We start from the raw sequence: 21187 nt of genomic DNA on the forward strand, positions 1-21187 counted from the left end.
CGATGGGGCAAGCCTCCTCGCCACAGGTGTTGAGTCAACCAGTTTACCGGTGCAGCACGTACTGTCCGACAAACCTCACCGCATCCTCATCACGACCTTCGTTGACGACCCGCGTATGCAGCGTCAACCGAGCTCGGCTGTATCGCTGGAAGGTGGTCAGGAATTTCTTCCAGATCACCGGGTTCGGCGCCTGGCAGATGGCGTTGGCATCCCCCGTCACCGGCAGCGGATAGCTGATCTGGCCTTCCTGAATCACGATGTGCCCGTCGGTAATGCCTTCTTCCTTGAGGCGCAAATGCAGCCAGCCCCAACCGGCCAGGACCGCGCCGCAATACAGGCTGCCGCCGAACATGGTGCTCTTGTGGTTGACGTTGGCTTCCAGCGGCAAGTGCAGGCGCAGTTGCTGGTCATGCCAGTCGAGCACTTTGAGGCCCATGTCCCTGGTGAGGGGGATGTCGTGATGGAGAACGGATTCCAGTTGTCGACTGTCGCGGCTCATTCAGGGGCCTCTCGCTTGAAGTGGATGATTGGACGGTAGCTCAGTCGAGATCGTCGGGGTGGGCCGAGGCGCCACTGTCGGCGAAACTCAGACCGTGCTTGCGCAGTTTGTCGTGCAGGGTCTTGCGCGGAATGCCGAGGGCTTCGGCGACGCTGCGCACGGAGCTGTGCGAGCGTGCCAGTTCGGCGGCGATGAGTGTTTTTTCGAAGTTCTCCACTTGCTCGCTCAAACCGCCGTTGACGACTTCGACCCTGTTGCCAGCGCTGCCTTCCGGCGTGCTGCTGTCGAGGGCCAGTTCCAGCCCGAGGGCAAAACGTTCGGCCGCATTTTGCAGCTCGCGTACGTTGCCGGGCCAGGTGTGGCGTAGCAGCAGGGCACGTTGCCCCGGTTGCAGTTCATGGGGCGGCAAGCCGTGGCGGGCACTGGCTTCATCGGCAAAGTACTGGAACAGCATCAGCGCATCTTCGCCCCGTTCGCGCAGCGGTGGAATTCGCAGCGGCGCAACGTTCAGGCGGTAATACAGGTCGGCACGGAAACGCCCTTGATCCGCTGCCTGGCGCAGGTCTTCCTTGGTGGCGGCGATGATGCGGATGTCCAGTGGGATCAGTTGATTGCCGCCCAGGCGTTCGACCACTCGCTCTTGCAGCAAACGCAGCAATTTGACCTGCACATCCAGGCTCATGCTTTCGATTTCATCGAGGAACAGCGTGCCGCCATTGGCGAATTCGAACTTGCCGATGCGGCGTTTCTGCGCGCCGGTGAAGGCACCGGGCTCGTGGCCGAACAACTCGCTTTCGACCACTGATTCGGCCAGTGCACCGGCGTTGATCGCCACGAACGGACCATTGCGACGGCTGGATAAGTCGTGCAGCGCCCGGGCCACGACTTCTTTGCCTGCGCCAGTTTCGCCAAGGATCAGCACGTCGGCCCTGGTCGCCGCCAGGGCACCGATCTGCTCGCGCAGGCGCAGCATCGAAGGTGAGTGACCAACCAGCCGCGTGCTCAGCTCGTTGCGGTCGCTCAAGGCCAGCCGCAGGCTGCGGTTGTCCAGTACCAGCCTGCGCAGGGCCAATGCACGGCGCACGCTATCAAGCAGGGCATCGCTGGCGAAGGGTTTTTCCAGAAAGTCATAGGCCCCGGCGCGCATGGCCTGCACCGCCAGCGGCACATCGCCGTGGCCGGTGATCAACAGCACTGGTAGCTCAGGATCCTGGGCGTGCAGTTCGGTCAACAGCTCAAGACCGTCCATGCCTGGCATGCGGATGTCACTGACCACCACCCCTGGCCAATCACGTTCAAGTTGCGCGGCCAGGCCCTTGGCTTCGGCCAGCGGCAGGATTTTCAGGCCGGCCAGATCCAGTGTCTGGCTCAAGGCCTGGCGCAAATGAGGGTCGTCGTCGATCAACACGACCTGAATGCGGTTGTCGATGGTCATGCACTTCGGTCCTCGGACGGTTGCAGGCTCACGCCCGGTGCGCCTGCGCGCAGCTTAAGTGTAATCAGGGCGCCGCCCTCCTTGTGGTTGGCGAACGACAGTTCACCACCGAAGGCGCGCATCAGGGTTTCGCAAATCGCCAGCCCCAAGCCGAGGCCCTGGGTGCGGGTCTTGGTGGTGTAGAACGGCTCGCTGGCGCGCCCGAGGGCTTCCATGCAAAAACCGGGGCCGTTGTCGCGAATGTACAGGTTGACGCCATCGGCCGTGGATTGGGCACTGAGCCAGAGTTTACGTGGCGGGCCTTTTTCCGTCAGGGCATCCAGGGCGTTGGCCAGCAAATTGCCGAGTACCTGGCGCAGGCGTGTTTCCCCAGCTTCGACCCACAGGGTGGCGGCGGGCAAGTCGCGGATCAGCTCGACTTCCATGCTGCGTCGACGCTTGGCCAGCAAGGCCAGGGCATCGTCCAGCGCCGGTTGCAGGGCGACGCTTTCCGGGGCATGCCGGTCGCGCCGGGCAAAGGCGCGCAGGTGGGCGATGATCGACGCCATGCGACCGGTCAATTCGCTGATTAGCTTGAGGTTGCCACGGGCATCGTCGGTGCGCTGGTGATCGAGCAACACTTCGGCGTTTTCCGCGTAGCTGCGAATCGCTGCCAGCGGCTGATTGAGTTCGTGGCTGATACTTGCCGACATAGTGCCCAGTGCCGACAATTTGCCGGCCTGCACCAGATCATCCTGGGCGCGTACCAGCTCCTGCTGTGCATGTTCACGTTCCAGCACTTCCTGTTTCAGGCGCCGGTTCAGGCCTTCGAGATCGCTGGTGCGCTCGGCAACCCGGCCTTCCAGTTCGCGGCGGGCTTTGGCTTCGAAAGCAATGCGCTCAAGATAATGGCGGCGGCGCTGCATCATCAGGCCAAGCAGCAGCATCAACACCAGCAGTGCTGCGCCACCGATAGCCACCACCGTGCGTACCGGGCGGTCGATCAAGGTGCGCGGGGCGAGGATGCTGACGTCCCAGCCGGTTTCGGCGATCTGCTGGGTCTGGGTCAGCCAGGCGTCTGGGTTGAGCTTCAGTGGTTTTGGATCGCGGGTTGGATAGGGCTGGATCGCAGTGATGGCCTTGCTTTCGTCCTCGCTCAACGGGCGGGTCGAGCGGAATCGCCACTCCGGTCGCGAGGTGAGAATGACGACGCCGTTGTGGTCGGTCAGCAGCAGTTGTTCCGGGGTTTTGCCCCACAGGCTTTCGGTGTGGTCGAGGTCGACCTTGACCACCAGCACACCAACTATTTTTTCACCGTCACGCACGCCAGCGGCGAAGAAGTAACCGCGCTTGGCCGAGGTCGTGCCCAGGCCGAAAAAACGCCCGAGCCGCCCGGCCATGGCTTCGCTGAAATACGGCCGGAAGGAAAAATTGCGCCCGACAAAACTATCGTGTTTGTCCCAGTTGGAGGCGGCCAGGGTCTTGCCAGTGGTGTCCATCAGGTACATGACTTCGGCACCGGTCTGGGCGGCGATGTTTTTCAGCAGGCGGTTGGCGTTGCCTTGAGTGACGCCATCGTCCGGTGCGCCGAGCACGGCGCGCAGGGCCGGCAGGTCGCCGAGGATCTGCGGCAACACTTCATAGCGATGCAGGGTACCCAGCAGGTTGGCGACGTAGAGGTCGAGGGTCTGACGATTCTGACTGGCCAGCTCGCTGCGGTAGTAACGCTCGGCAAGATGTTCCAGCGGCCACAACAACGGCGCCAGGCACAGTGCCAGCAGGGCCAGGCTGCGCCAACGGGGTCTGGGAGGGAGGGTCGGTTTCATGAGCAGCATGCGCCTGTGGGTACAGACGCATTATGCCTAGGCTTGCCCGCCTTGGGTCAGCTGCATCTTGATCGGCGAGCTTCAGCCGACCTTTCAGGCAAAGACGTCGGCATTTTTGAAAAATACCCCGGCCTGATCTTTCGCCGACAGCTGCGGCGTGCCTTGCAGTTGCCAGTCGATTGCCAGGTCCGGGTCGTCCCAGCGAATGCTGCGCTCGGCAGAGGGCGTGTAGTAGTCGGTGGTTTTGTAAAGAAACTCGGCAAACTCGCTCAAGACCACGAACCCGTGGGCGAAACCTTCCGGAACCCAGAGTTGGCGATGATTGTCGGCAGACAGGCACACCGCGACCCATTTACCGAAGTGAGGTGAGCTGCGACGGATGTCTACGGCGACGTCCAGCACTTCACCGACCGTGACGCGAACCAGTTTTCCCTGGGTATTTTCCAGTTGGTAATGCAGACCGCGCAGCACGCCCTTCTGCGAACGGGAGTGGTTGTCTTGAACGAATTCAGTGTCCAGTCCGGTGGCCTCTTTGAAAGCCCTGGCGTTGAAGCTCTCATAAAAGAAACCACGTTCGTCACCAAAGACCTTGGGTTCGAGGATCAGAACACCGGGCAGGTCGGTGGTCACTACATTCATGGCGGCTCTCCAGCAGTGTGCGTTTAATGGCCGCCATTCTTGCGCAAAGCGCCGACTGGGGCGAGTGCCCAAGTAAAAATCTACCGGCCTGTTCCAGCCCCTGAAAATGACCATTACCGGTTCCGGGGGGTTGCGTATCGCCCGAACCAGTGGCGATATAGGCGCCTAATAAAATTTCAGGGGTTGTTGTATGCCGCTCGCCACGTTGATTCATCGCGCCAGTTTGCCCAGCCCGCAGGTGTCTGCGGAGCAAGCGCTAGAGCTGCTGGAAGAACATTACGGGTTCAGCGGCAGGTTGCAGGCTCTTGGCAGCCAGCAAGACCTGAACTACCGCGTCGACAGCGAGCGGGGACGTTTCGTCCTGAAAATCTGCCGTGGCGACTACTCGGTAGTGGAGCTTCAGGCACAGCATGCCGGCCTCAAGCACTTGGGCGAGCATCCCGATGTCCATGTGCCGCGTGTCATCCCGGCGAATAACGGTGCAGACCTGCTGTCGCTGGAGGTGGGTGGCCAGGCGGTGCACGTTCGCCTGCTCGATTACATTGAAGGCCAGCCACTGACGAGCCTCGGCCATTTCAACCCGACGGTGGTGTCCGGCTTCGGTCGCCTGTGCGGTGAAATGGACCTGGCCCTGGCGGATTTCGACCATCCGGGGCTGGTGCGAACCCTGCAGTGGGACGCCCGCCATGCCCATGCCCTGATCGCGCATTTGCTGCCGGTGATCAAGGATGAAGCCCAGCGCAAACTGATCGTCGAAGCGTCCGGGCAAGCCGAGCGGCATTTGCAGCCACTGCAGGACAAACTGCCGGTGCAGGCCATTCACATGGACATCACCGACGACAACGTGGTGTGGCAGCGCGATGCGCAGCGCCATTGGCAATTGCAAGGCGTGATCGATTTCGGCGACCTGGTGCGCACCTGGCGCATTACCGATCTGTCGGTGACCTGTGCCGCGCTGCTGCATCATGGCGAGGGCGATCCGTTCTGTATTTTGCCGGCAATCCAGGCGTATCACGCGGTCAACCCGTTACAACACGAAGAGCTACTGGCGTTGTGGCCGCTGATCGTCGCCCGCGCGGCGGTGTTGGTGCTCAGCGGCGAACAGCAGGTCAGCATCGATCCGGGCAATGCCTACAGCCGCGACAACCTTATCCATGAATGGGAAATCTTCCGTGTGGCCACGTCGGTGCCGTTGGCGCTGATGGAAGCAGCGATCCTTACCGCCGTTGGCCAGAACCTGCCCACCATCGGCAGCGAAGGCTTCGCGCCGCTGTTACCGAGCCTGGTGGGACGTGAGTTCGCCTTGATCGACCTCGGTGTGCTCAGCCCGCATTTCGAGGCCGGGAACTGGGAGAACGAGGGGGTCGATCAGCGCCTGCTGGATGAAGCGGCCGCAGCACATGGCCTGGCGGCCAGTCGTTATGGGCAATACCGTCTGTCCCACACCCGCCCGGACAGCGCCGCTGAACCGGACACCTGCCCGCTGCACGTCGAGTTGCGAGTGCCTCAGGGCACGGCGGTCGAAGCGCCGTTTGCCGGGGTGGTGCACCAGCCATCGGTGGGCGTGTTGCAACTGGATGGCCCGCAACTGAGTGTGCGGCTTTGGGGTGTCACGCCGTCGCTGCATAGCGGCGCGGCCCTGGTCAAAGGCCAGGTGCTGGGTTCGGTCAGCGGGCCATTGATCGTGCAGTTGTGCCGTGGCGCGTCGATCGATGCGCCATTGTTCTGCACGCCATCACGCGCCGCCGCCTGGCAGGCGTTGTGCCCGTCACCTGCGGCGCTGCTGGGGTTGGCGTGTGACGCCGAAGCCGAGCTCGACGGAGCGACTTTGCTGGCCCGGCGCGATGCTAGCTTCGCCCGCACACAAAAACACTATTACGTTGATCCACCGCGCATCGAACGCGGCTGGCGCAACCATTTGATCGACATGCAGGGCCGCTCCTACCTCGACATGCTGAACAACGTAGCGGTATTGGGCCACGGCCATCCACGCATGGCGGCAGTCGCCAGCCGCCAGTGGTCGTTGCTCAACACCAACTCGCGCTTCAACTACGCAGCCGTGGCCGAGTTCTCCGAACGTTTGCTGAGGCTGTCCCCTGACGGCATGGACCGAGTGTTCCTGGTCAACAGCGGCAGCGAGGCCAACGACCTGGCGATTCGCCTGGCGTGGGCCTATAGCGGCGGTCGCGACATGCTCAGCGTGCTGGAGGCCTATCACGGCTGGACGGTGGGCGCGGATTCGGTGTCGACCTCGATCGCTGACAACCCCAAGGCCTTGAGCAGCCGCCCGGACTGGGTGCATCCGGTGACCGCACCAAACACCTATCGCGGTGAGTTCCGTGGCCCGGAAAGCACGCCGGATTATGTGCGCAGCGTCGAACACAACTTGGCGAAAATCGCCGAGCAGAAACGCCAACTGGCCGGTTTCATCTGCGAACCGGTGTACGGCAATGCTGGCGGGATCTCGCTGCCACCAGGCTATTTGAAACAAGTCTATGCCATGGTCCGGGCCAGGGGTGGCGTGTGCATCGCCGACGAAGTGCAGGTCGGCTACGGGCGCATGGGCGATTTCTTCTGGGGCTTCGAAGAGCAAGGCGTGGTGCCGGACATCATCACCATGGCCAAGGGCATGGGCAACGGCCAGCCACTGGGCGCGGTCATCACCCGTCGGGAAATCGCCGAGGCGCTGGAGGCCGAGGGTTACTTCTTCTCTTCCGCTGGCGGCAGCCCGGTCAGTTGCCAGGTCGGCATGGCCGTGCTGGATGTGATGCAAGAGGAAAAACTCTGGGAGAACGCCCAGGTCGTTGGCGGGCACTTCAAGAAGCGCCTCGAAGCATTGATCGATATTCATCCGCTAGTGGGTGCAGTGCACGGTTCCGGTTTCTATCTGGGCGTCGAGTTGATCCGCAACCGTGAAACCCTGGAGCCGGCCACCGAAGAAACCACCGCACTGTGCAATCGCTTGCGTGAGTTGGGGATCTTCATGCAACCGACCGGCGATTACCTGAACATCCTCAAGATCAAGCCGCCGATGGTCACTTCGCGCCAGAGCGTGGATTTCTTCGTGGACATGCTGTCGAAGGTGCTCGCAGAAGGGCTGTAAACACATCCCCCCTGTAAATGCGGGCCCATGTGGGAGCGAGCAAGCCCGCTCCCACATGGGGGTGGTGTTAATTCGATTGATATCGGCTTTTTATCGATTGTTTTTGTAATGGTGGATGTAAGGTGCTTTAAAAGCCGATATTTATCGGATATAAAGTGGCCAGTCCACGGCGTGTACCAATGCGCTTCCATTTCTGTCAGGTATCAATGTCACTCCGGAGTCCTGAGCCATGACCACGTTGAACAGCACCCCTCGCGCCGACGGTTTCTATATGCCAGCCGAATGGGCACCTCAAACCCAGACCTGGATGATCTGGCCCGAGCGCCCGGACAACTGGCGCCTGGGTGGCAAACCGGCACAAGCCGCTCATGTGGCAGTGGCCAAGGCCATCGCCCGTTTCGAACCTGTGACCGTGGCGGTTTCCGCCGGCCAGTACGAAAACGCTCGTGCCCGTCTGGACGTGCCGAATATTCGTGTGGTGGAAATGTCCAGCGACGACGCCTGGGTTCGCGACTCCGGTCCTACCTTCGTCATCAACAACAGTGGCGAAGTCCGTGGCGTGAACTGGGACTTCAATGCCTGGGGCGGTTTTGACGGCGGCCTGTATTCGCCGTGGAACCGTGACTCGCAGGTTGGTGGCAAGATCCTCGAAATCGAGCGCAGCCCCCGCTATCGCACCGAAGGCTTCGTGCTGGAAGGCGGTTCGATTCACGTCGACGGCGAAGGCACCCTGATCACCACCGAAGAATGCCTGCTCAACCGCAATCGCAATCCGCACATGAATCGAGCGGAAATCGAAGCGGTCCTGAGTGCAAATCTGGCTGTGGATAAGATCATCTGGCTGCCGGATGGCTTGTTCAACGACGAAACCGATGGCCATGTGGATAACTTCTGCTGCTACGTGCGCCCGGGTGAGGTGCTACTGGCCTGGACAGATGATCCGCAGGACCCGAACTACCCGCGCTGTCAGGCGGCGCTGAAAGCGCTGCAAAGCAGCACCGATGCCAAGGGGCGCCCGTTCACAGTGCACAAGATGCCGATCCCGGGTCCGCTGTTTGCGACCGAGGAAGAGTGTGCCGGTGTCGATCCGGTTGATGGTACGCAGGAACGTAATCCTACTGTTCGTCTGGCCGGTTCCTACGTGAACTTCCTGATCGTCAACGGCGGCATCATCGCGCCGAGCTTTGACGACCCGCAGGATGGTCCGGCAAAGGAAATCTTGCAGAACCTGTTCCCACAGCATGAAGTGGTAATGGTGCCTGGTCGCGAACTGTTACTGGGGGGCGGCAATATTCACTGTCTTACCCAGCAACAACCCGCGCCGCACAAGGAGTGAGTGCGGTCGTAACAGCTTGAGTTGATTACGAAAACCCTCAGGCGGTCGATCAGCCTCCCGCAATGCACAGAGCCCGCGGCCCTACAGGCCTGCGGGCTTTTTTGTATCTGCCGGGCCACATTTCAGAAACCTTGGCACAGCTCTTGTATCTCCGCTGTTGTAACTCGGGGGAGGGAGGACTTCTATGTTCTGTCATAAACCTTGGATAAGTTAGCCGCTCACAAACCGGGAGAGAGCGCTGAAATGAACGCCGAAGTGAACGTAGTGAGCGACAAGGCGTTGCATCCCCTGGCAGTAAATAGCGAATCGCTCCAGATCCTGGCGCACTGGTTCAAGTCCAATGGAATGCGTCAGATCAGCGAAACTGATCCGCGCCGGACAATGATCGAGCGTTACCCTGCTGGTTTATTCAGCGAGGCGGAACTGGATGCGTTGTGGGATGTGATGGAAGGATAAGAAAAACAACAACGGATTGAACAAAAAAACGCTGCCGGGATGGCAGCGTTTTTTTTCGCGCAGATTTGTGCAATCACCACGATCCCCTGTGTGAGAGAGCTTGCTCGCGATGGCGTCCGTTCAATCAATACAAATGTCGACGGACCCATCGCTATCGCGAGTTTCCACAGGGTTTTGTGTCGCAACCATTTGACCGATTCAAGCAACAGACTGAAAGCCAATCCGGCGTTTTTCCGGGTCCGCTACAGGCACTAACCTGCCGACATCGAATTTTCCTGAATTTCTGTCGGAGCTTTCCCATGATCCTGCACTACATCTACGACCCATTATGCGGCTGGTGCTACGGCGCCAAACCGCTGCTGAAGGCCGCCCAGGCTGTGATGCCTGTGATTGCCCATGGCGGTGGCATGATGATGGGGGCCAATCGGCAAAAGGTTTCGCCGCAACTGCGCAGTTACGTCATACCCCATGACCGGCGCATCGCCGAATACAGCGGGCAGCCATTCGGTGAAGACTATTTCGAAGGTTTGTTGCGTGATCACACCGCTGTGTTCGACTCGGCGCCACCCATCGCTGCGGTGCTGGCTGCCGAGCAAATGGGAGGTCACGGGCTGGAGTTGTTGGGGCGTTTGCAAAGTGCTCACTACGTGGAGGGGCGCCGCATCGCCGACGAATCGGTACTGTTTGAACTGGCCCACGGCATGGGGCTGGACCGTCAAACCTTCGAAAGAGCCTTCAGGGCGGCCGACACCGAAGGCCATATCAGGAACAGCCGGGCGCTTTTGGCCAAGATCGGCGGGCAGGGCTTCCCGACCCTGGCGCTTGAGCACAATGATCAATTCACCCTGATCGATATCGGGCCTTGGCTGGGCAAACCCCAGGCATTTGCGCAGTGGCTGAGTCAGTCGCTGCCCGATCAGGGATCATCCATTTCCGTAGCAGCCTGTGGCCTCGATGGCTGCAGTAATTGAACATTCCTGCTGCGTAAAGCAATTTCTTAGACGGTTTTCGCCTGTTTTTAGAAGATTCATGAAATTGACACATTGTTAAGGGCGCAGCTACGATTCGGCCCAACGCCTGTGGCCAACCGCCACGATCAAAAATTATAAAAAGGCCCGCCGCGAGAAATCGTGGGCGGGCCTTTTTGTTTTCGTCATGAAAAAAGAGCGCGATAGCGCCGTTTAGGCCGTTCGACACAGCGCGTATCAACCGGAAATAAGGAAAAGAACAAAATGTTGAACAAGCGAATCAGTCTGATCGCTCTGGGGATGTTGAGTGCGACACCGGCCATGGCGAACGACCAAGCCGAATCCAAGGGTTTTGTTGAAGACAGCAGCCTCAAAGTGCTGCTGCGCAATGCTTACATCAATCGTGACTACAAAGACGGCAACCCGGATAAATCCGAGTGGGGCCAGGCGGCCATCGGCACGTTCTCGTCCGGCTTCACCCAAGGCACCGTGGGCGTGGGTGTGGACGCTTTCGGGTTGTACGCTCTGAACCTGGAGCGCAACGAAGACCGTAGCGGCGCGCAAGGTATCGATTTCTTCAAAAAGGGCGACAGCGGCCAGCCGGCTAACGATCTGTCCAAGGGCGGCGCGGCGATCAAGTTCCGCCTGTCCAGCACCACCCTGACCTACGGCGACCAGATGCCGGCCCTGCCGGTGCTGAACTACGACAATTCGCGCCTGCTGCCGGAAAGCTACACCGGCACTCTGATCACCTCCAAGGAGATCAAAGGCCTGCAACTGGACGCAGGCCGCTTCACCGCCGAATCGCGCAAAAGCGCCGAAGGGCGTGACAGCGGTGGCTTGAAGTCGATCAACGTCTTGGGCGGTAGCTACCAGTTCACCGAGCAATTCAAGGCTGCGCTCTACGCTTCCGACGTCGAAGACGTATTGAAGAAACAATACGTGAACGCCAACTACGTGTTCCCGATCGACAAGGACCAGTCCCTGACCCTGGACTTCAACGGCTACCGCACCAAGCTGGAAGATTCCTACGTCCGCGAAAACGGTATTACCGGCGACGACAACAAGATCTGGAGCCTGGCGGCCACCTTCATCACCGGCCCGCACTCGTTCACCCTCGCACACCAGCGCAGCACCGGCGACAGCAACCTGGGCTACGCCTATGGCGGCTACCAGAAAGATCAAGGTCGCGTCGGCGACGGTGGCAACACCATCTACCTGGCGAACTCCTACTGGTCCGACTTCAACGCCGAAGACGAACGCAGCTGGCAAGTCGGCTACGGCCTGGACTTCAGCACCTTCGGTGTACCGGGCCTGAGCTACAACGTGGCCTACGTGCGCGGTGACAACATCACCACCTCCACCAGCGAAGGCGGCACCGAGCGCGAAATCTTCAACCAGTTCAAATACGTCGTCCAAAGCGGCCCGGCCAAAGACCTCAGCGTGAAACTGCGCAGCTCGGTCCTGCGCGTGTCGCAGAAGTCGAGCGAGTACAACGTCAGCGGCAACGAAGTGCGAGTGTTTGTGGATTACCCGATCAACGTCTTTTGATGATGGGGTGTGGTTTCGAGGCCTGATGCAAGGCTGAGAAAAAAGAAAAAGCCCCGACTGGTTCGGGGTTTTTTCAATGCGAAATCATTACACCACGTAACGAATGAAGTTCCCGCCCCCACCTTTATCCCATCCTGCCAACGCCATACATTCACCTCCAACGCCTCTCCCATCATCCCGACGGGAAGGTCACTGGAGTTGCCCTCATGCCTTTCGTAACTGTACGCATCACCCGCGATGGCGTTACCACTGAGCAGAAAGCTCAGGTGATTGCCGAGATCACTGAAACACTGGAGCGCGTCCTCAATAAACGCCCTGACCTGACCCACATCGTGATCGAGGAAGTCGACACCGATAACTGGGGTTACGCCGGCATCACCACCACCCAGTACCGCAAGCTACTGGCGGAGACGGAAGGGCAGTCATGACGTCGTCCGTCACCATCGATTTTATCTCCGATGTGGTGTGCCCCTGGTGCGCACTGGGGGCGACGGCGCTGGAGCAAGCGATCGAGAACGTGGCCGGGGAAGTCTCGGTCGAGCTGACCTACAAGCCGTTCGAGTTGAACCCGGACATGCCGGCCGAAGGTGAGCAAGCGGTCGAGCACCTGATGCGCAAGTACAGGAGAACGGCCGACGACGTCGCCGCCGGCAAAGCCATGCAGATCGCTCGCGGCGAGGCCATCGGCTTCAAGTTCGATCTGGAGAAGCGCACGCATTTCTACAACACCTTCGATGCGCACCGATTGTTGCTGTGGGCGTTGCAGGAAGGGCGGCAAGTCGAGCTGAAGAAGGTGCTGCTACGGGCCTATTTCAGCGAAGGCCAGAACCCGAGCGATCACTCGACGCTGGTGCGTCTGGCGACTGAAGCAGGGCTGGATGCGGCAGGTGCGAGAGAGGTGCTGACGTCCGACGCATTCGCCAGCGAAGTGCGTGAGCTTGAAATCTATTACCGCCAGCACGGCATCAACTCGGTCCCGGCCATGGTGCTGAACGGTCGCCACCTGGTGTCCGGTTCGCAATCGGTCGAGTACTACGAACAGATGTTGAGACAAATGGCGAACGCCCCGGCCGAAGCCTGATTACAGATTTCTACCCCACTTTTAATTGTCAGAGGTCTTCATCATGAGCATTTCGAAAAAAGTCATCGTTATCACCGGCGCATCCCAGGGGCTCGGCGACGGTATGGTCAAAGCCTTTCGTGAACTCGGTTACCGGATCGTCGCCACTTCGCGTTCGATCAAGCCGTCTACCGATCCGGACATTCTCACCGTGGCCGGTGACATCGGCGAGCCGGAAACCGCCCAGCGCGTCATCCGTGAAGCCATCTCCCGTTTCGGTCGCATCGATACCCTGGTCAACAACGCCGGGATCTTCATCGCCAAGCCGTTCACCGCATATACCGCAGAGGACTACGCCAATGTGTTGTCGGTGAACGTCAATGGCTTCTTCTACATCACTCAGCTCGCCATCGCCGAGATGGAAAAGCAGGGCAGCGGCCACGTCGTCAACATCACCACCAGCCTGGTGGACCACGCCATCGACGGCGTGCCATCGGTGTTGGCTTCACTGACCAAGGGCGGCCTCAACGCGGCAACCAAATCCCTGGCCATCGAATACGCCAAGCGCGGGATCCGGGTGAACGCGGTCAGCCCCGGCATCATCAAGACCCCGATGCACGGCGAAGAAACCCATGCCGCACTGGGCAATCTGCACCCGGTCGGACATATGGGCGAGATCGATGATATTGCGCAAGCGGTCGTGTATCTGGACGGCGCCAAGTTTGTTACCGGCGAAATCCTCCACGTGGACGGTGGTCAGAGCGCGGGACATTAAAAGCGCCTTTCCAAACCCCGGAAACAACCAAGCCCCTGCATTTCTGCAGGGGCTTTGTTTTGTAGGGTGCCGGCAGGAAAAGCACGATGAATCAATCCGCTACGAGGAGCGCTTCACCAGACCGTACATCTAGATTATGATCGCGCAGCCGCCTGACCGTAATCCTCTATACTACGGGCCATTCCCCCGATCGCTACCCCGATTCTACCTCGTTTGGCAGCAAATGCCGCGTTGGGCCTCCCGCACTGGCACCAGTTATCCCAAGCGTATTGCGAATACTAGAAAAGATGATCTTTATAAAAAATAATAAGCTTTTCTCCTGCTTATACTTGCTGGCAGTCGTCATAACCATCGGCGTGGTGTACTCACTGGGCTTCCGGGAAGCGGCAAGCCAGATTGCGATCGCGCCCGAGCGCCTGAGAAACTTTACGTTCCCCATCTGGGAGCAACACGCTTTTTCGCAGCACGGTTTCCTCGTCTTCTATTCGATGGAGGACTACGCAAAAAAGATCGCGTATTCCAACCACTCCACTGCTTATCTGTTCTACATGTACGCCCTCTATAAAGTGGAAATGTATGTGCAGGCATTACCGATGAGAGTGACAGGGGCTTTCCTGAACATCATTTCGCTGGCAGGCGTTACGTTCTTTTTTCTGTCCCGCCTGGTGGAAAAGCGCCTGGCATTCGGTCAGGGCCTGCTGATTCTGTTATCGGTCGTATTCATGGTGTCGATGCCGGGATTCTGGATTTCTTCGGCCAGATTCAACGTCGACAATACGTTCCCATTGATATTTGCGTTCCAGGCGCTGGCTGCGTTTTTGATCTGGAAAAATCGGGAACGATCCGGAGCGGTCATGACAGTGATCGTGTTGTTTGCCGTGTTTTCTCCGATCTCGGCGGCGTTGCTGGGTGCCGCCTTGCTGGTTTGGGCATGCCGCAGCGACGGTCTCGACAGACGGATGTGTCGTCTGGCATTGGTGGCCCTCGTTGCGGCCGTTGCCTTCTATCTGCCGTCCCCACTGATATCGAAGGCACTGGGTTTCACCTCGTCCAACAGCGGCTGGCTGTTTCGCGCTGGTCTGGATGGCGACACCACTTATTTCACCAACATCGTGAAGTCGGTACTTGTTCCGCAGTTCCCGCGGCCATTTCCGACCATTGCCGTGCCGATCCTGTTCCTGGTGGCCCAGTTAGCCTGTTTGCGCATGATCAAACGGCGTGAACCTGCCAGCGTTGCGGCACCGGCGGGGACCTCCCCGTTGGCCGGCATCCGCATGTTCTACTACCTGCTTTTTTCACAATACGTGATGACCAGCCTGCTGTGGCCGCAGGCCGTTGCCATTCATCCGTACCTGTATGACTACCTGCTGATGGCACCGGTTTTCGTCGCGATTGTTCTGAATTTTGCGTTCAAACCTTCACCGGCTGCGTTGCGTTTCTGGGCGCTGACGCTGTTGTTCTGCATTTCCTTTCATCTCCAGCAGGTCGCGCAGGCAAAATGCCAGGGGTGTTACTTCCCGGGCGCCTGGGACGCGAGCAGCAAGCAGCCATGAAGATCGTCGCCATTCTTCAGTCGAACTACATACCCTGGAAGGGCTATTTCGACATGATCGCTGCGGTCGATGAGTTCATCCTCTACGACGACATGCAGTTCACCAAGAACGACTGGCGCAATCGCAACCTGATCAAGACGCCGCAAGGCGTCCAGTGGCTCAGCGTGCCTGTCGGGCAAGGCATCAGTCGCCGCATTCGCGATGTCGAGCTGGCGCCCGCCTGGCAGGCCAAGCACTGGAAAACGCTGCAGAGCAACTATCGGCGAGCGCCGTTCTTCGATGAGGTTGCCCAGTGGCTTGAGCCGCTCTATCTGGTGGAGACCCACACGGGTCTGTCGTCGATGAACCGGAAGTTCATGGAAGCGATTTGCCGATACATCGGTATTGAAACCCGCATTACGAATTGCTGGGACTATATGTCTGCCGGCGACAAAACCCGGACTGCCCGCCTGGTGGACCTTTGTCAGCAGGCCGGTGCGACGCAATACCTGTCGGGACCGGCGGCAAAGGACTACATCGAGGCGCCGCTGTTCGACGACGCCGGCATTGCGCTGCAATGGTTCGATTACGCCGGTTTCCCCGAGTATCCGCAACTCTGGGGGGAATTCACCCATGGCGTCACCGTCCTGGATCTGCTGTTCAATTGCGGCAAGGACGCGCGCCGTTACATGAGGCATGTCAAAGCATGAGGCTGTCCATCGTCGCCACGCTTTACCGCTCGGCCAAGTTCGTCGAGGAGTTCCATCGCCGTGCAAGCCAGGCGGCACAACAATTGGTCGGAGACGATTACGAGATCGTACTGGTCAACGACGGCTCGCCCGATTCAAGCCTGGAACTGGCCGTCCAGTTGAGCGAAGCCGATCACCATGTGGTGGTCGTCGATCTCTCGCGCAACTTCGGCCATCACAAGGCCATGATGACGGGCCTGCGACATGCCCGCGGTGAACGTGTCTTCCTGCTCGATAGCGACCTGGAGGAAGATCCGGCATGGTTGCTCTCGTTCAGCGAGCAGATGGAGCGCGAAAAGGTCGATGTGGTCTACGGTGTCCAGCAGCAGCGAAAAGGCAAGCACTTCGAGCGCTGGACCGGGCAGGTGTTCTACAAACTCTTCCGTTTCCTCAGCGGGCTGGATATGCCCGACAATATCGTCGTCGCCAGGCTGATGTCGCGCCGCTATGTTGACGCACTGATTCAGCACGACGAGCGCGAGTTGTTCATGGCGGGTCTGTGGGTCATCACCGGCTTCGATCAGCGTGCGCAGGTCATCGACAAGCGCAGTCGCGACGAGACGACCTACACGCTGGGAAAGAAAGTGGCGCAACTGGTCAATTCGATTACTTCCTTCAGCAGTGCACCGCTGGTGGGAATCTTCGGCGTGGGCTGCGCGATCTTCCTGCTGTCGGCCGCCTACACGAGCTTTCTCGTCGTCAACTGGCTGCTCCTGGCGAACCCACCCAGCGGCTATACGTCGCTGATGGCTTCGATCTGGCTGCTCGGCGGCCTGATCATCGCATTCGTCGGCGTGGTCGGGATTTATCTCGCCAAGATCTATTCCGAAGTCAAGCAGAGACCCTACACTATCGTCCGCCATGTCTACCGTCAGGCTGAGGCGCGGAGCATCGAATGAAAAAACTCATTATTTTTGGTCTCACCGACGCCGCCGAGCTCGCACTTTATTATTTTTCCAACGACTCCAGCTATCAGGTCGAGGCGTTTGCCGTCGATCCCGCCTACATGCCGGCCGACAAGAGCTTCAAGGGATTTCCGGTGGTGGCATTCGATGAAGTCACCCAGATCTACCCGCCAGACCGGTATGTCTTTTTCGTCGCGCTCGGCTATTCCAAGCTCAACCAGATCCGCAAGGAAAAATATCTGGCAGTCAAGGCGCTGGGCTACGAAATGGTCAGCTACATCAGTTCGCGAGCCACGTTGCTGACAGAGGACATCGGCGAGAACTGCTTCATCCTCGAAGACAATACCGTTCAGCCCTTTGTGCGCATCGGCAACAATGTGACCATGTGGAGCGGCAATCATGTCGGACATCATTCGCATATCGAGGACCACTGTTTCCTGGCCTCGCACATCGTCGTATCCGGCCGTGTGACGATCGGGGAAAGCTGTTTTCTCGGCGTCAACGCGACCCTTCGCGATCACGTCACCATCGGCGAGAAATCCATCATCGGCGCCGGCGCCCTGATTCTTGGAGATGTCGCTGCCGAAGGCGTATACGTTGGACAAGCCACCGAACGGTCGCGCGTGCCGAGTACCCGCGTCAGGAACATCTAAAGAACCTCATCATTGGCGTGAAGAAATCCCATGTGGAAAAAACTAGGAAAGGTATTCTGCGCAGAAGGGCAGAGCGATTGGTTGTATTCTCACGCGATGATTCCCATTGCTGAGCAGATGGACGGCGACCTGTATCGCATCTATTTCTCATCACGTGACAAGACTAATCGCGGCCACGGTGGCTTCCTCGAGATCGATATGCGGGACCCGACCAAGGTCTTGCGCGTCCATCCGGATCCGGTCCTCGAACCGGGCGACCTCGGATGTTTCGACGACAGTGGCGCCTTGCCCAATTCGATCGTCAACGTCGGTGGCCGCAAACTGCTGTACTACACCGGGATCAACCTGGGCGTGACGGTAAAGATCCGCAATTCCATCGGCCTGGCCGAATGGAACGAGGCCACCCAGCGCTTCGAGAGGCTGTTCCGCGGTCCCGTCATCGACCGCACCCGCGATCTTCCTCATTTCGTCGCCACCCCTGAGGTGCAGTTCGAGGCCGGACGATTCAGGGCCTGGTTCACCTCCTGTGTGCGATGGGAGCAAGGCCCTTCGGAAGCGAAGCACTTCTATCATCTCGAGTATGCTGAGTCCGCCGACGGGATCGAGTGGGACCGCAACGGCACGGTTGCCATCGAGTTCCGTGACGAACACGAGTACGCCCTGGGTGTTCCACGCGTGCTCAAGGATGCGGATATGTACCGGATGTGGTTCTGCTCCCGGGCCACGAAGGACTGCCCCCACCTACCGGATCCGCTACGCGACCTCGTCCGATGGCGTGCAATGGACGCGACACGATGAGCAGGTGGGAATCGACGTATCGGAATCGGGTTGGGATTCGGAGATGATCTGTTACCCGTTCGTCTTCGATCATGCCGGTCGACGCTACATGCTTTATAACGGCAACGGCTATGGCAAGACGGGTTTCGGGATTGCTGTCTGGGGAGACGAGTGATTCTAATGCAGCGCTGGCGGCCCGTGATCAGGCCCATTCTCCGTTACGCAGTCGTCGGCGTCGCCTGCAATGCCATCGGTTATGCGGCCTACCTGGCATTGACGTGGCTGGGCATCCCATTCAAGCTGGCCATGAGCTTCCTGTACGTGCTTGGCATCTGCATCAGCTTCCTGGGCAACCGCAACTGGGCGTTCGAGCATCGCGGCAACGTCGTGGGGACGGCATGGCGCTTCGGCTTGGCGCACGCAGCCGGCTACTTGCTCAACCTGGCCTTGCTAACCGTGTTTGTCGACAAGCTGGGATATCCTCATCAGTGGGTCCAGGCCGCTGCCATTTTCGTTGTAGGAGGTTTCTTGTTCGTCGTCTTCAAGTTATTCGTCTTTCGTCATGACCAACCGGATGGGAACCAGGCGTGAAGATCTGTTCTGAATGCGAGACGCCGTACGCCTCGGAGCAATGGACATGCCTCCAGTGTGGACATCAGGTGGCTCGAAAGAACGGTTTTGCCGCGTTTGCGCCAGAACTCGAGGACAAGCAAGAGGGCTTCAAGGCCGACTTCTACGAGACCTACGCGCATCTTGAAAGCGGCCATTTCTGGTTCCGGGCGCGTGGCAGGTTGATTACATGGGTGCTGATGAAATATGCGCCGCGCATGCGTTCATTTCTGGAAATCGGGTGCGGTACCGGCTTCATTCTGAGTCGGGTCGCCGTGGCGTTTCCGAAGGCCAGGTTGCTTGGCAGTGAGATGTTCTCGACCGGACTGAAGTTTGCCTCCTCTCGCTTGCCCAGTGCGGAGTTCGTGCAGATGGATGCGCGCGATATCCCTTACATCGACGAGTTCGAAGCGATTGGCGCGTTCGATGTCATCGAGCACATCGAGGCGGATACCGTGGTGCTCCAGCAGATGCACCGTGCCCTGAAGCCCGGGGGAATCATGCTGTTGACCGTGCCCCAGCATCAGTGGCTGTGGAGCCAGGTGGATGAATATTCCTGCCACGTGCGGCGCTACGATGCCGCCGACCTGCATCGCAAGGTGGAAGAGGCGGGGTTTTCCGTCGTGCGCAGCACATCGTTCGTCTCGTTACTGCTGCCGGCGATGATGATTTCACGCGGCGCCAAGAAGCAACAGCGGGGCGATACGAGCGAGACCGCCGAATTAGCGGTACCCAAGGCGCTCAATGTGCTGTTTGGTTTCGTGATGTGGCTGGAGTGTTTGCTCATCAAGGTGGGAGTGAGTTTTCCGGTCGGTGCTTCCAGGCTGCTTGTCGTCCGGAAAAAGAGTTGATGCCCCCCGACTTTGCATAACGACGTGAGTCTAGTTCGACCCGATTAAAATTTGCGTGCGAAGGCTCAAATGATGGAAGACAAAACGATCCAGTTCAATCGCCCCTACATGACGGGGAAAGAACTTTATTACATCGCTGAAGCCAAGTTCGGCAATATCCTCGCCGGTGATGGCCCGTTCACCAAGCGGTGCCATGAGTGGATGATCGAACGTACCGGTTCGAGCAAGGCCTTGCTGACCCACTCGTGCACGGCAGCGCTGGAAATGTCCGCGTTGTTGTTGGACATCCAGTCGGGCGACGAGGTCATCATGCCCTCGTTCACGTTCGTTTCCACGGCCAATGCTTTCGTTTTGCGCGGTGGCGTTCCCGTGTTCGTCGATATCCGTCCGGATACCCTGAACCTGGATGAGACGCTGATCGAGGCGGCCATCACGCCACGCACCAAGGCAATCGTGCCGGTTCATTATGCTGGCGTGAGTTGCGAGATGGATACGATCATGGAGATCGCCCAGCGTCACAACCTGAAAGTGGTCGAGGATGCGGCGCAGGGGGTCATGGCCGCTTACAAGGGGCGGGCTCTGGGCAGTATCGGGGACTTTGGCGCCTTCAGCTTCCATGAGACCAAGAACGTCATTTCGGGCGAGGGCGGCGCATTGCTCGTCAATGATCCTGCGTATGTGTTGCGCGCAGAAATCATCCGCGAAAAAGGCACTGACCGTAGCCGTTTCTTCCGCGGCGAGGTCGACAAATACACTTGGCAGGAAGTCGGGTCGTCATTCCTTCCAGGGGACGTGACTGCCGCGTTTCTCTGGGCGCAGTTGGAAGAGGCCGAACACATCACGCAGGCGCGGCTTGCCATCTGGCAGCGGTATCACGAATTGCTGGCGCCGCTGGAAACCAGCGGGGCGCTGCGCCGTCCTATCGTCCCGGCCGACTGCCAGCACAACGCGCACATGTACTACGTGCTGCTGCCCGCAGACGTGCCGCGACAACCGGTGCTCGATGGCCTCAAGCGAGAGGGAATCAATTCGGTCTTCCATTACGTGCCCCTGCACTCCTCGCCGGCTGGCCAGCGTTACGGTCGTGTCCATGGCGCCATGGACAACACGGTGAGCCTCTCGGAACGCTTGCTGCGACTGCCACTATGGGTAGGTATGTCGGTCGAGCAGCAGGAACGTGTGGTGGAAGTCTTGCGGGGCGAACTGTGTCGCTGATTCGATAAGCACTCTTGCCGGAGTTCGGCACGATCCCGAGTCCGAGTTTTATCGCAGCAGTTTTCGGCTCGGCGCGTTCTTTGTAGCCCAGGAAGGCCAAGCACTCCGCCAGTGTGCGTGCTTGTCGCGTGAGAAACCGCCTCGGGCAAGTTGGTTTCGTTCAGTTTGAACAGCAGGGAGGGGGTGGCAGCGAGGTGCCAGTCAAAAAGGCTGTCGCCAGCTCCAGTCAACTGAGAAGCTGTGACCAAATCCGGTGTGAAACCCCAGAA

At 59.2% G+C, this 21187-nt stretch carries 20 protein-coding genes; 16 read left to right on the plus strand and 4 right to left on the minus strand.

Going from position 1 to position 21187, the window contains the following annotated elements; genetic code table 11:
• Positions 1–43: 43 nt before the first annotated feature.
• The 4 genes from AC3WTM_RS10390 to rfbC form a co-directional block, all read right to left on the minus strand.
• Entirely contained in the window at positions 44–499 is a 456-nt protein-coding gene (locus tag AC3WTM_RS10390; RefSeq protein WP_102670702.1) for a YiiD C-terminal domain-containing protein, read from the minus strand.
• Positions 500–539: 40 nt separating this feature from the next.
• The gene (locus AC3WTM_RS10395) at positions 540–1934 is read right to left on the minus strand and encodes a sigma-54-dependent transcriptional regulator (protein ID WP_102670703.1); all 1395 of its coding nucleotides are present in this window, start codon (positions 1932–1934) and stop codon (positions 540–542) included.
• A complete protein-coding gene (locus AC3WTM_RS10400) occupies positions 1931–3739 on the minus strand; it encodes a sensor histidine kinase (RefSeq protein ID WP_102670735.1) in 1809 nt (602 codons plus the stop codon). The genes AC3WTM_RS10395 and AC3WTM_RS10400 overlap by 4 nt, the downstream gene beginning before the upstream one ends.
• Before the next feature lie 93 nt (positions 3740–3832).
• Positions 3833–4378 carry a dTDP-4-dehydrorhamnose 3,5-epimerase gene (gene rfbC / locus AC3WTM_RS10405; protein ID WP_102670704.1) on the minus strand — a complete coding sequence of 182 codons (546 nt, stop codon included), beginning with the start codon at positions 4376–4378 and terminating at the stop codon, positions 3833–3835.
• 190 nt (positions 4379–4568) lie between these two features.
• Here rfbC and AC3WTM_RS10410 point away from each other — a divergent pair, with 190 nt between their 5' ends.
• From AC3WTM_RS10410 to rffA, 16 genes are all read left to right on the plus strand, one after another.
• A complete protein-coding gene (locus tag AC3WTM_RS10410; RefSeq protein WP_102670705.1) occupies positions 4569–7481 on the plus strand; it encodes an aminotransferase in 2913 nt (970 codons plus the stop codon).
• A gap of 229 nt (positions 7482–7710) precedes the next feature.
• On the plus strand, positions 7711–8817 hold the full coding sequence (gene aguA / locus AC3WTM_RS10415) for an agmatine deiminase (RefSeq protein WP_102670706.1): 1107 nt from the start codon (positions 7711–7713) through the stop codon (positions 8815–8817).
• Between the two features lie 243 nt (positions 8818–9060).
• Positions 9061–9273 carry a hypothetical protein gene (locus AC3WTM_RS10420; protein ID WP_007972820.1) on the plus strand — a complete coding sequence of 71 codons (213 nt, stop codon included), beginning with the start codon at positions 9061–9063 and terminating at the stop codon, positions 9271–9273.
• A 299-nt stretch (positions 9274–9572) separates the two neighbouring features.
• Entirely contained in the window at positions 9573–10244 is a 672-nt protein-coding gene (locus AC3WTM_RS10425) for a DsbA family protein (RefSeq protein ID WP_102670707.1), read from the plus strand.
• Positions 10245–10505: 261 nt separating this feature from the next.
• Positions 10506–11792: an OprD family porin gene (locus AC3WTM_RS10430; RefSeq protein ID WP_102670708.1), complete on the plus strand. Its 1287-nt coding sequence runs from the start codon at positions 10506–10508 to the stop codon at positions 11790–11792.
• Positions 11793–11998: 206 nt separating this feature from the next.
• Positions 11999–12220, plus strand: a complete 222-nt coding sequence (locus AC3WTM_RS10435) for a tautomerase family protein (RefSeq protein ID WP_102670709.1) — start codon at positions 11999–12001, stop codon at positions 12218–12220.
• Entirely contained in the window at positions 12217–12873 is a 657-nt protein-coding gene (locus AC3WTM_RS10440) for a DsbA family oxidoreductase (protein ID WP_102670710.1), read from the plus strand. The genes AC3WTM_RS10435 and AC3WTM_RS10440 overlap by 4 nt, the downstream gene beginning before the upstream one ends.
• Positions 12874–12916: 43 nt before the next feature.
• The gene (locus AC3WTM_RS10445) at positions 12917–13627 is read left to right on the plus strand and encodes an SDR family NAD(P)-dependent oxidoreductase (protein ID WP_057712436.1); all 711 of its coding nucleotides are present in this window, start codon (positions 12917–12919) and stop codon (positions 13625–13627) included.
• A gap of 329 nt (positions 13628–13956) precedes the next feature.
• Positions 13957–15180 carry a hypothetical protein gene (locus AC3WTM_RS10450; protein ID WP_102670711.1) on the plus strand — a complete coding sequence of 408 codons (1224 nt, stop codon included), beginning with the start codon at positions 13957–13959 and terminating at the stop codon, positions 15178–15180.
• Positions 15177–15869 carry a WbqC family protein gene (locus AC3WTM_RS10455; protein ID WP_102670712.1) on the plus strand — a complete coding sequence of 231 codons (693 nt, stop codon included), beginning with the start codon at positions 15177–15179 and terminating at the stop codon, positions 15867–15869. Before AC3WTM_RS10450 ends, AC3WTM_RS10455 begins: the two co-directional genes overlap by 4 nt.
• Entirely contained in the window at positions 15866–16807 is a 942-nt protein-coding gene (locus tag AC3WTM_RS10460) for a glycosyltransferase family 2 protein (protein WP_102670713.1), read from the plus strand. Before AC3WTM_RS10455 ends, AC3WTM_RS10460 begins: the two co-directional genes overlap by 4 nt.
• The gene (locus AC3WTM_RS10465; RefSeq protein WP_102670714.1) at positions 16804–17466 is read left to right on the plus strand and encodes an acetyltransferase; all 663 of its coding nucleotides are present in this window, start codon (positions 16804–16806) and stop codon (positions 17464–17466) included. Before AC3WTM_RS10460 ends, AC3WTM_RS10465 begins: the two co-directional genes overlap by 4 nt.
• A gap of 30 nt (positions 17467–17496) precedes the next feature.
• Positions 17497–18264 carry a hypothetical protein gene (locus tag AC3WTM_RS10470; protein WP_207238449.1) on the plus strand — a complete coding sequence of 256 codons (768 nt, stop codon included), beginning with the start codon at positions 17497–17499 and terminating at the stop codon, positions 18262–18264.
• Between the two features lie 159 nt (positions 18265–18423).
• On the plus strand, positions 18424–18834 hold the full coding sequence (locus tag AC3WTM_RS10475; RefSeq protein ID WP_090452568.1) for a GtrA family protein: 411 nt from the start codon (positions 18424–18426) through the stop codon (positions 18832–18834).
• A 68-nt stretch (positions 18835–18902) separates the two neighbouring features.
• On the plus strand, positions 18903–19703 hold the full coding sequence (locus AC3WTM_RS10480; protein ID WP_256586044.1) for a class I SAM-dependent methyltransferase: 801 nt from the start codon (positions 18903–18905) through the stop codon (positions 19701–19703).
• A 72-nt stretch (positions 19704–19775) separates the two neighbouring features.
• Positions 19776–20918 carry a dTDP-4-amino-4,6-dideoxygalactose transaminase gene (gene rffA, locus AC3WTM_RS10485; RefSeq protein ID WP_102685555.1) on the plus strand — a complete coding sequence of 381 codons (1143 nt, stop codon included), beginning with the start codon at positions 19776–19778 and terminating at the stop codon, positions 20916–20918.
• Positions 20919–21187: the final 269 nt, after the last annotated feature.

The organism is Pseudomonas sp. EU05-FHT14B02 (genome assembly GCF_058791055.1).

What these genes read in the sequence shown, in the direction of transcription:
- AC3WTM_RS10465 (WP_102670714.1), top strand. Translation starts at nt 16,804, where the DNA reads ATGAAAAAACTCATTATTTTTGGTCTCACCGACGCCGCCGAGCTCGCA.
- aguA (WP_102670706.1), top strand. Translation starts at nt 7,711, where the DNA reads ATGACCACGTTGAACAGCACCCCTCGCGCCGACGGTTTCTATATGCCA.
- AC3WTM_RS10455 (WP_102670712.1), top strand. Translation starts at nt 15,177, where the DNA reads ATGAAGATCGTCGCCATTCTTCAGTCGAACTACATACCCTGGAAGGGC.
- AC3WTM_RS10400 (WP_102670735.1), bottom strand. Translation starts at nt 3,739, where the DNA reads ATGAAACCGACCCTCCCTCCCAGACCCCGTTGGCGCAGCCTGGCCCTG.
- AC3WTM_RS10440 (WP_102670710.1), top strand. Translation starts at nt 12,217, where the DNA reads ATGACGTCGTCCGTCACCATCGATTTTATCTCCGATGTGGTGTGCCCC.
- AC3WTM_RS10435 (WP_102670709.1), top strand. Translation starts at nt 11,999, where the DNA reads ATGCCTTTCGTAACTGTACGCATCACCCGCGATGGCGTTACCACTGAG.
- rffA (WP_102685555.1), top strand. Translation starts at nt 19,776, where the DNA reads ATGGAAGACAAAACGATCCAGTTCAATCGCCCCTACATGACGGGGAAA.
- AC3WTM_RS10410 (WP_102670705.1), top strand. Translation starts at nt 4,569, where the DNA reads ATGCCGCTCGCCACGTTGATTCATCGCGCCAGTTTGCCCAGCCCGCAG.
- AC3WTM_RS10395 (WP_102670703.1), bottom strand. Translation starts at nt 1,934, where the DNA reads ATGACCATCGACAACCGCATTCAGGTCGTGTTGATCGACGACGACCCT.
- rfbC (WP_102670704.1), bottom strand. Translation starts at nt 4,378, where the DNA reads ATGAATGTAGTGACCACCGACCTGCCCGGTGTTCTGATCCTCGAACCC.
- AC3WTM_RS10425 (WP_102670707.1), top strand. Translation starts at nt 9,573, where the DNA reads ATGATCCTGCACTACATCTACGACCCATTATGCGGCTGGTGCTACGGC.
- AC3WTM_RS10420 (WP_007972820.1), top strand. Translation starts at nt 9,061, where the DNA reads ATGAACGCCGAAGTGAACGTAGTGAGCGACAAGGCGTTGCATCCCCTG.
- AC3WTM_RS10470 (WP_207238449.1), top strand. Translation starts at nt 17,497, where the DNA reads ATGTGGAAAAAACTAGGAAAGGTATTCTGCGCAGAAGGGCAGAGCGAT.
- AC3WTM_RS10430 (WP_102670708.1), top strand. Translation starts at nt 10,506, where the DNA reads ATGTTGAACAAGCGAATCAGTCTGATCGCTCTGGGGATGTTGAGTGCG.
- AC3WTM_RS10445 (WP_057712436.1), top strand. Translation starts at nt 12,917, where the DNA reads ATGAGCATTTCGAAAAAAGTCATCGTTATCACCGGCGCATCCCAGGGG.
- AC3WTM_RS10460 (WP_102670713.1), top strand. Translation starts at nt 15,866, where the DNA reads ATGAGGCTGTCCATCGTCGCCACGCTTTACCGCTCGGCCAAGTTCGTC.
- AC3WTM_RS10475 (WP_090452568.1), top strand. Translation starts at nt 18,424, where the DNA reads ATGCAGCGCTGGCGGCCCGTGATCAGGCCCATTCTCCGTTACGCAGTC.
- AC3WTM_RS10390 (WP_102670702.1), bottom strand. Translation starts at nt 499, where the DNA reads ATGAGCCGCGACAGTCGACAACTGGAATCCGTTCTCCATCACGACATC.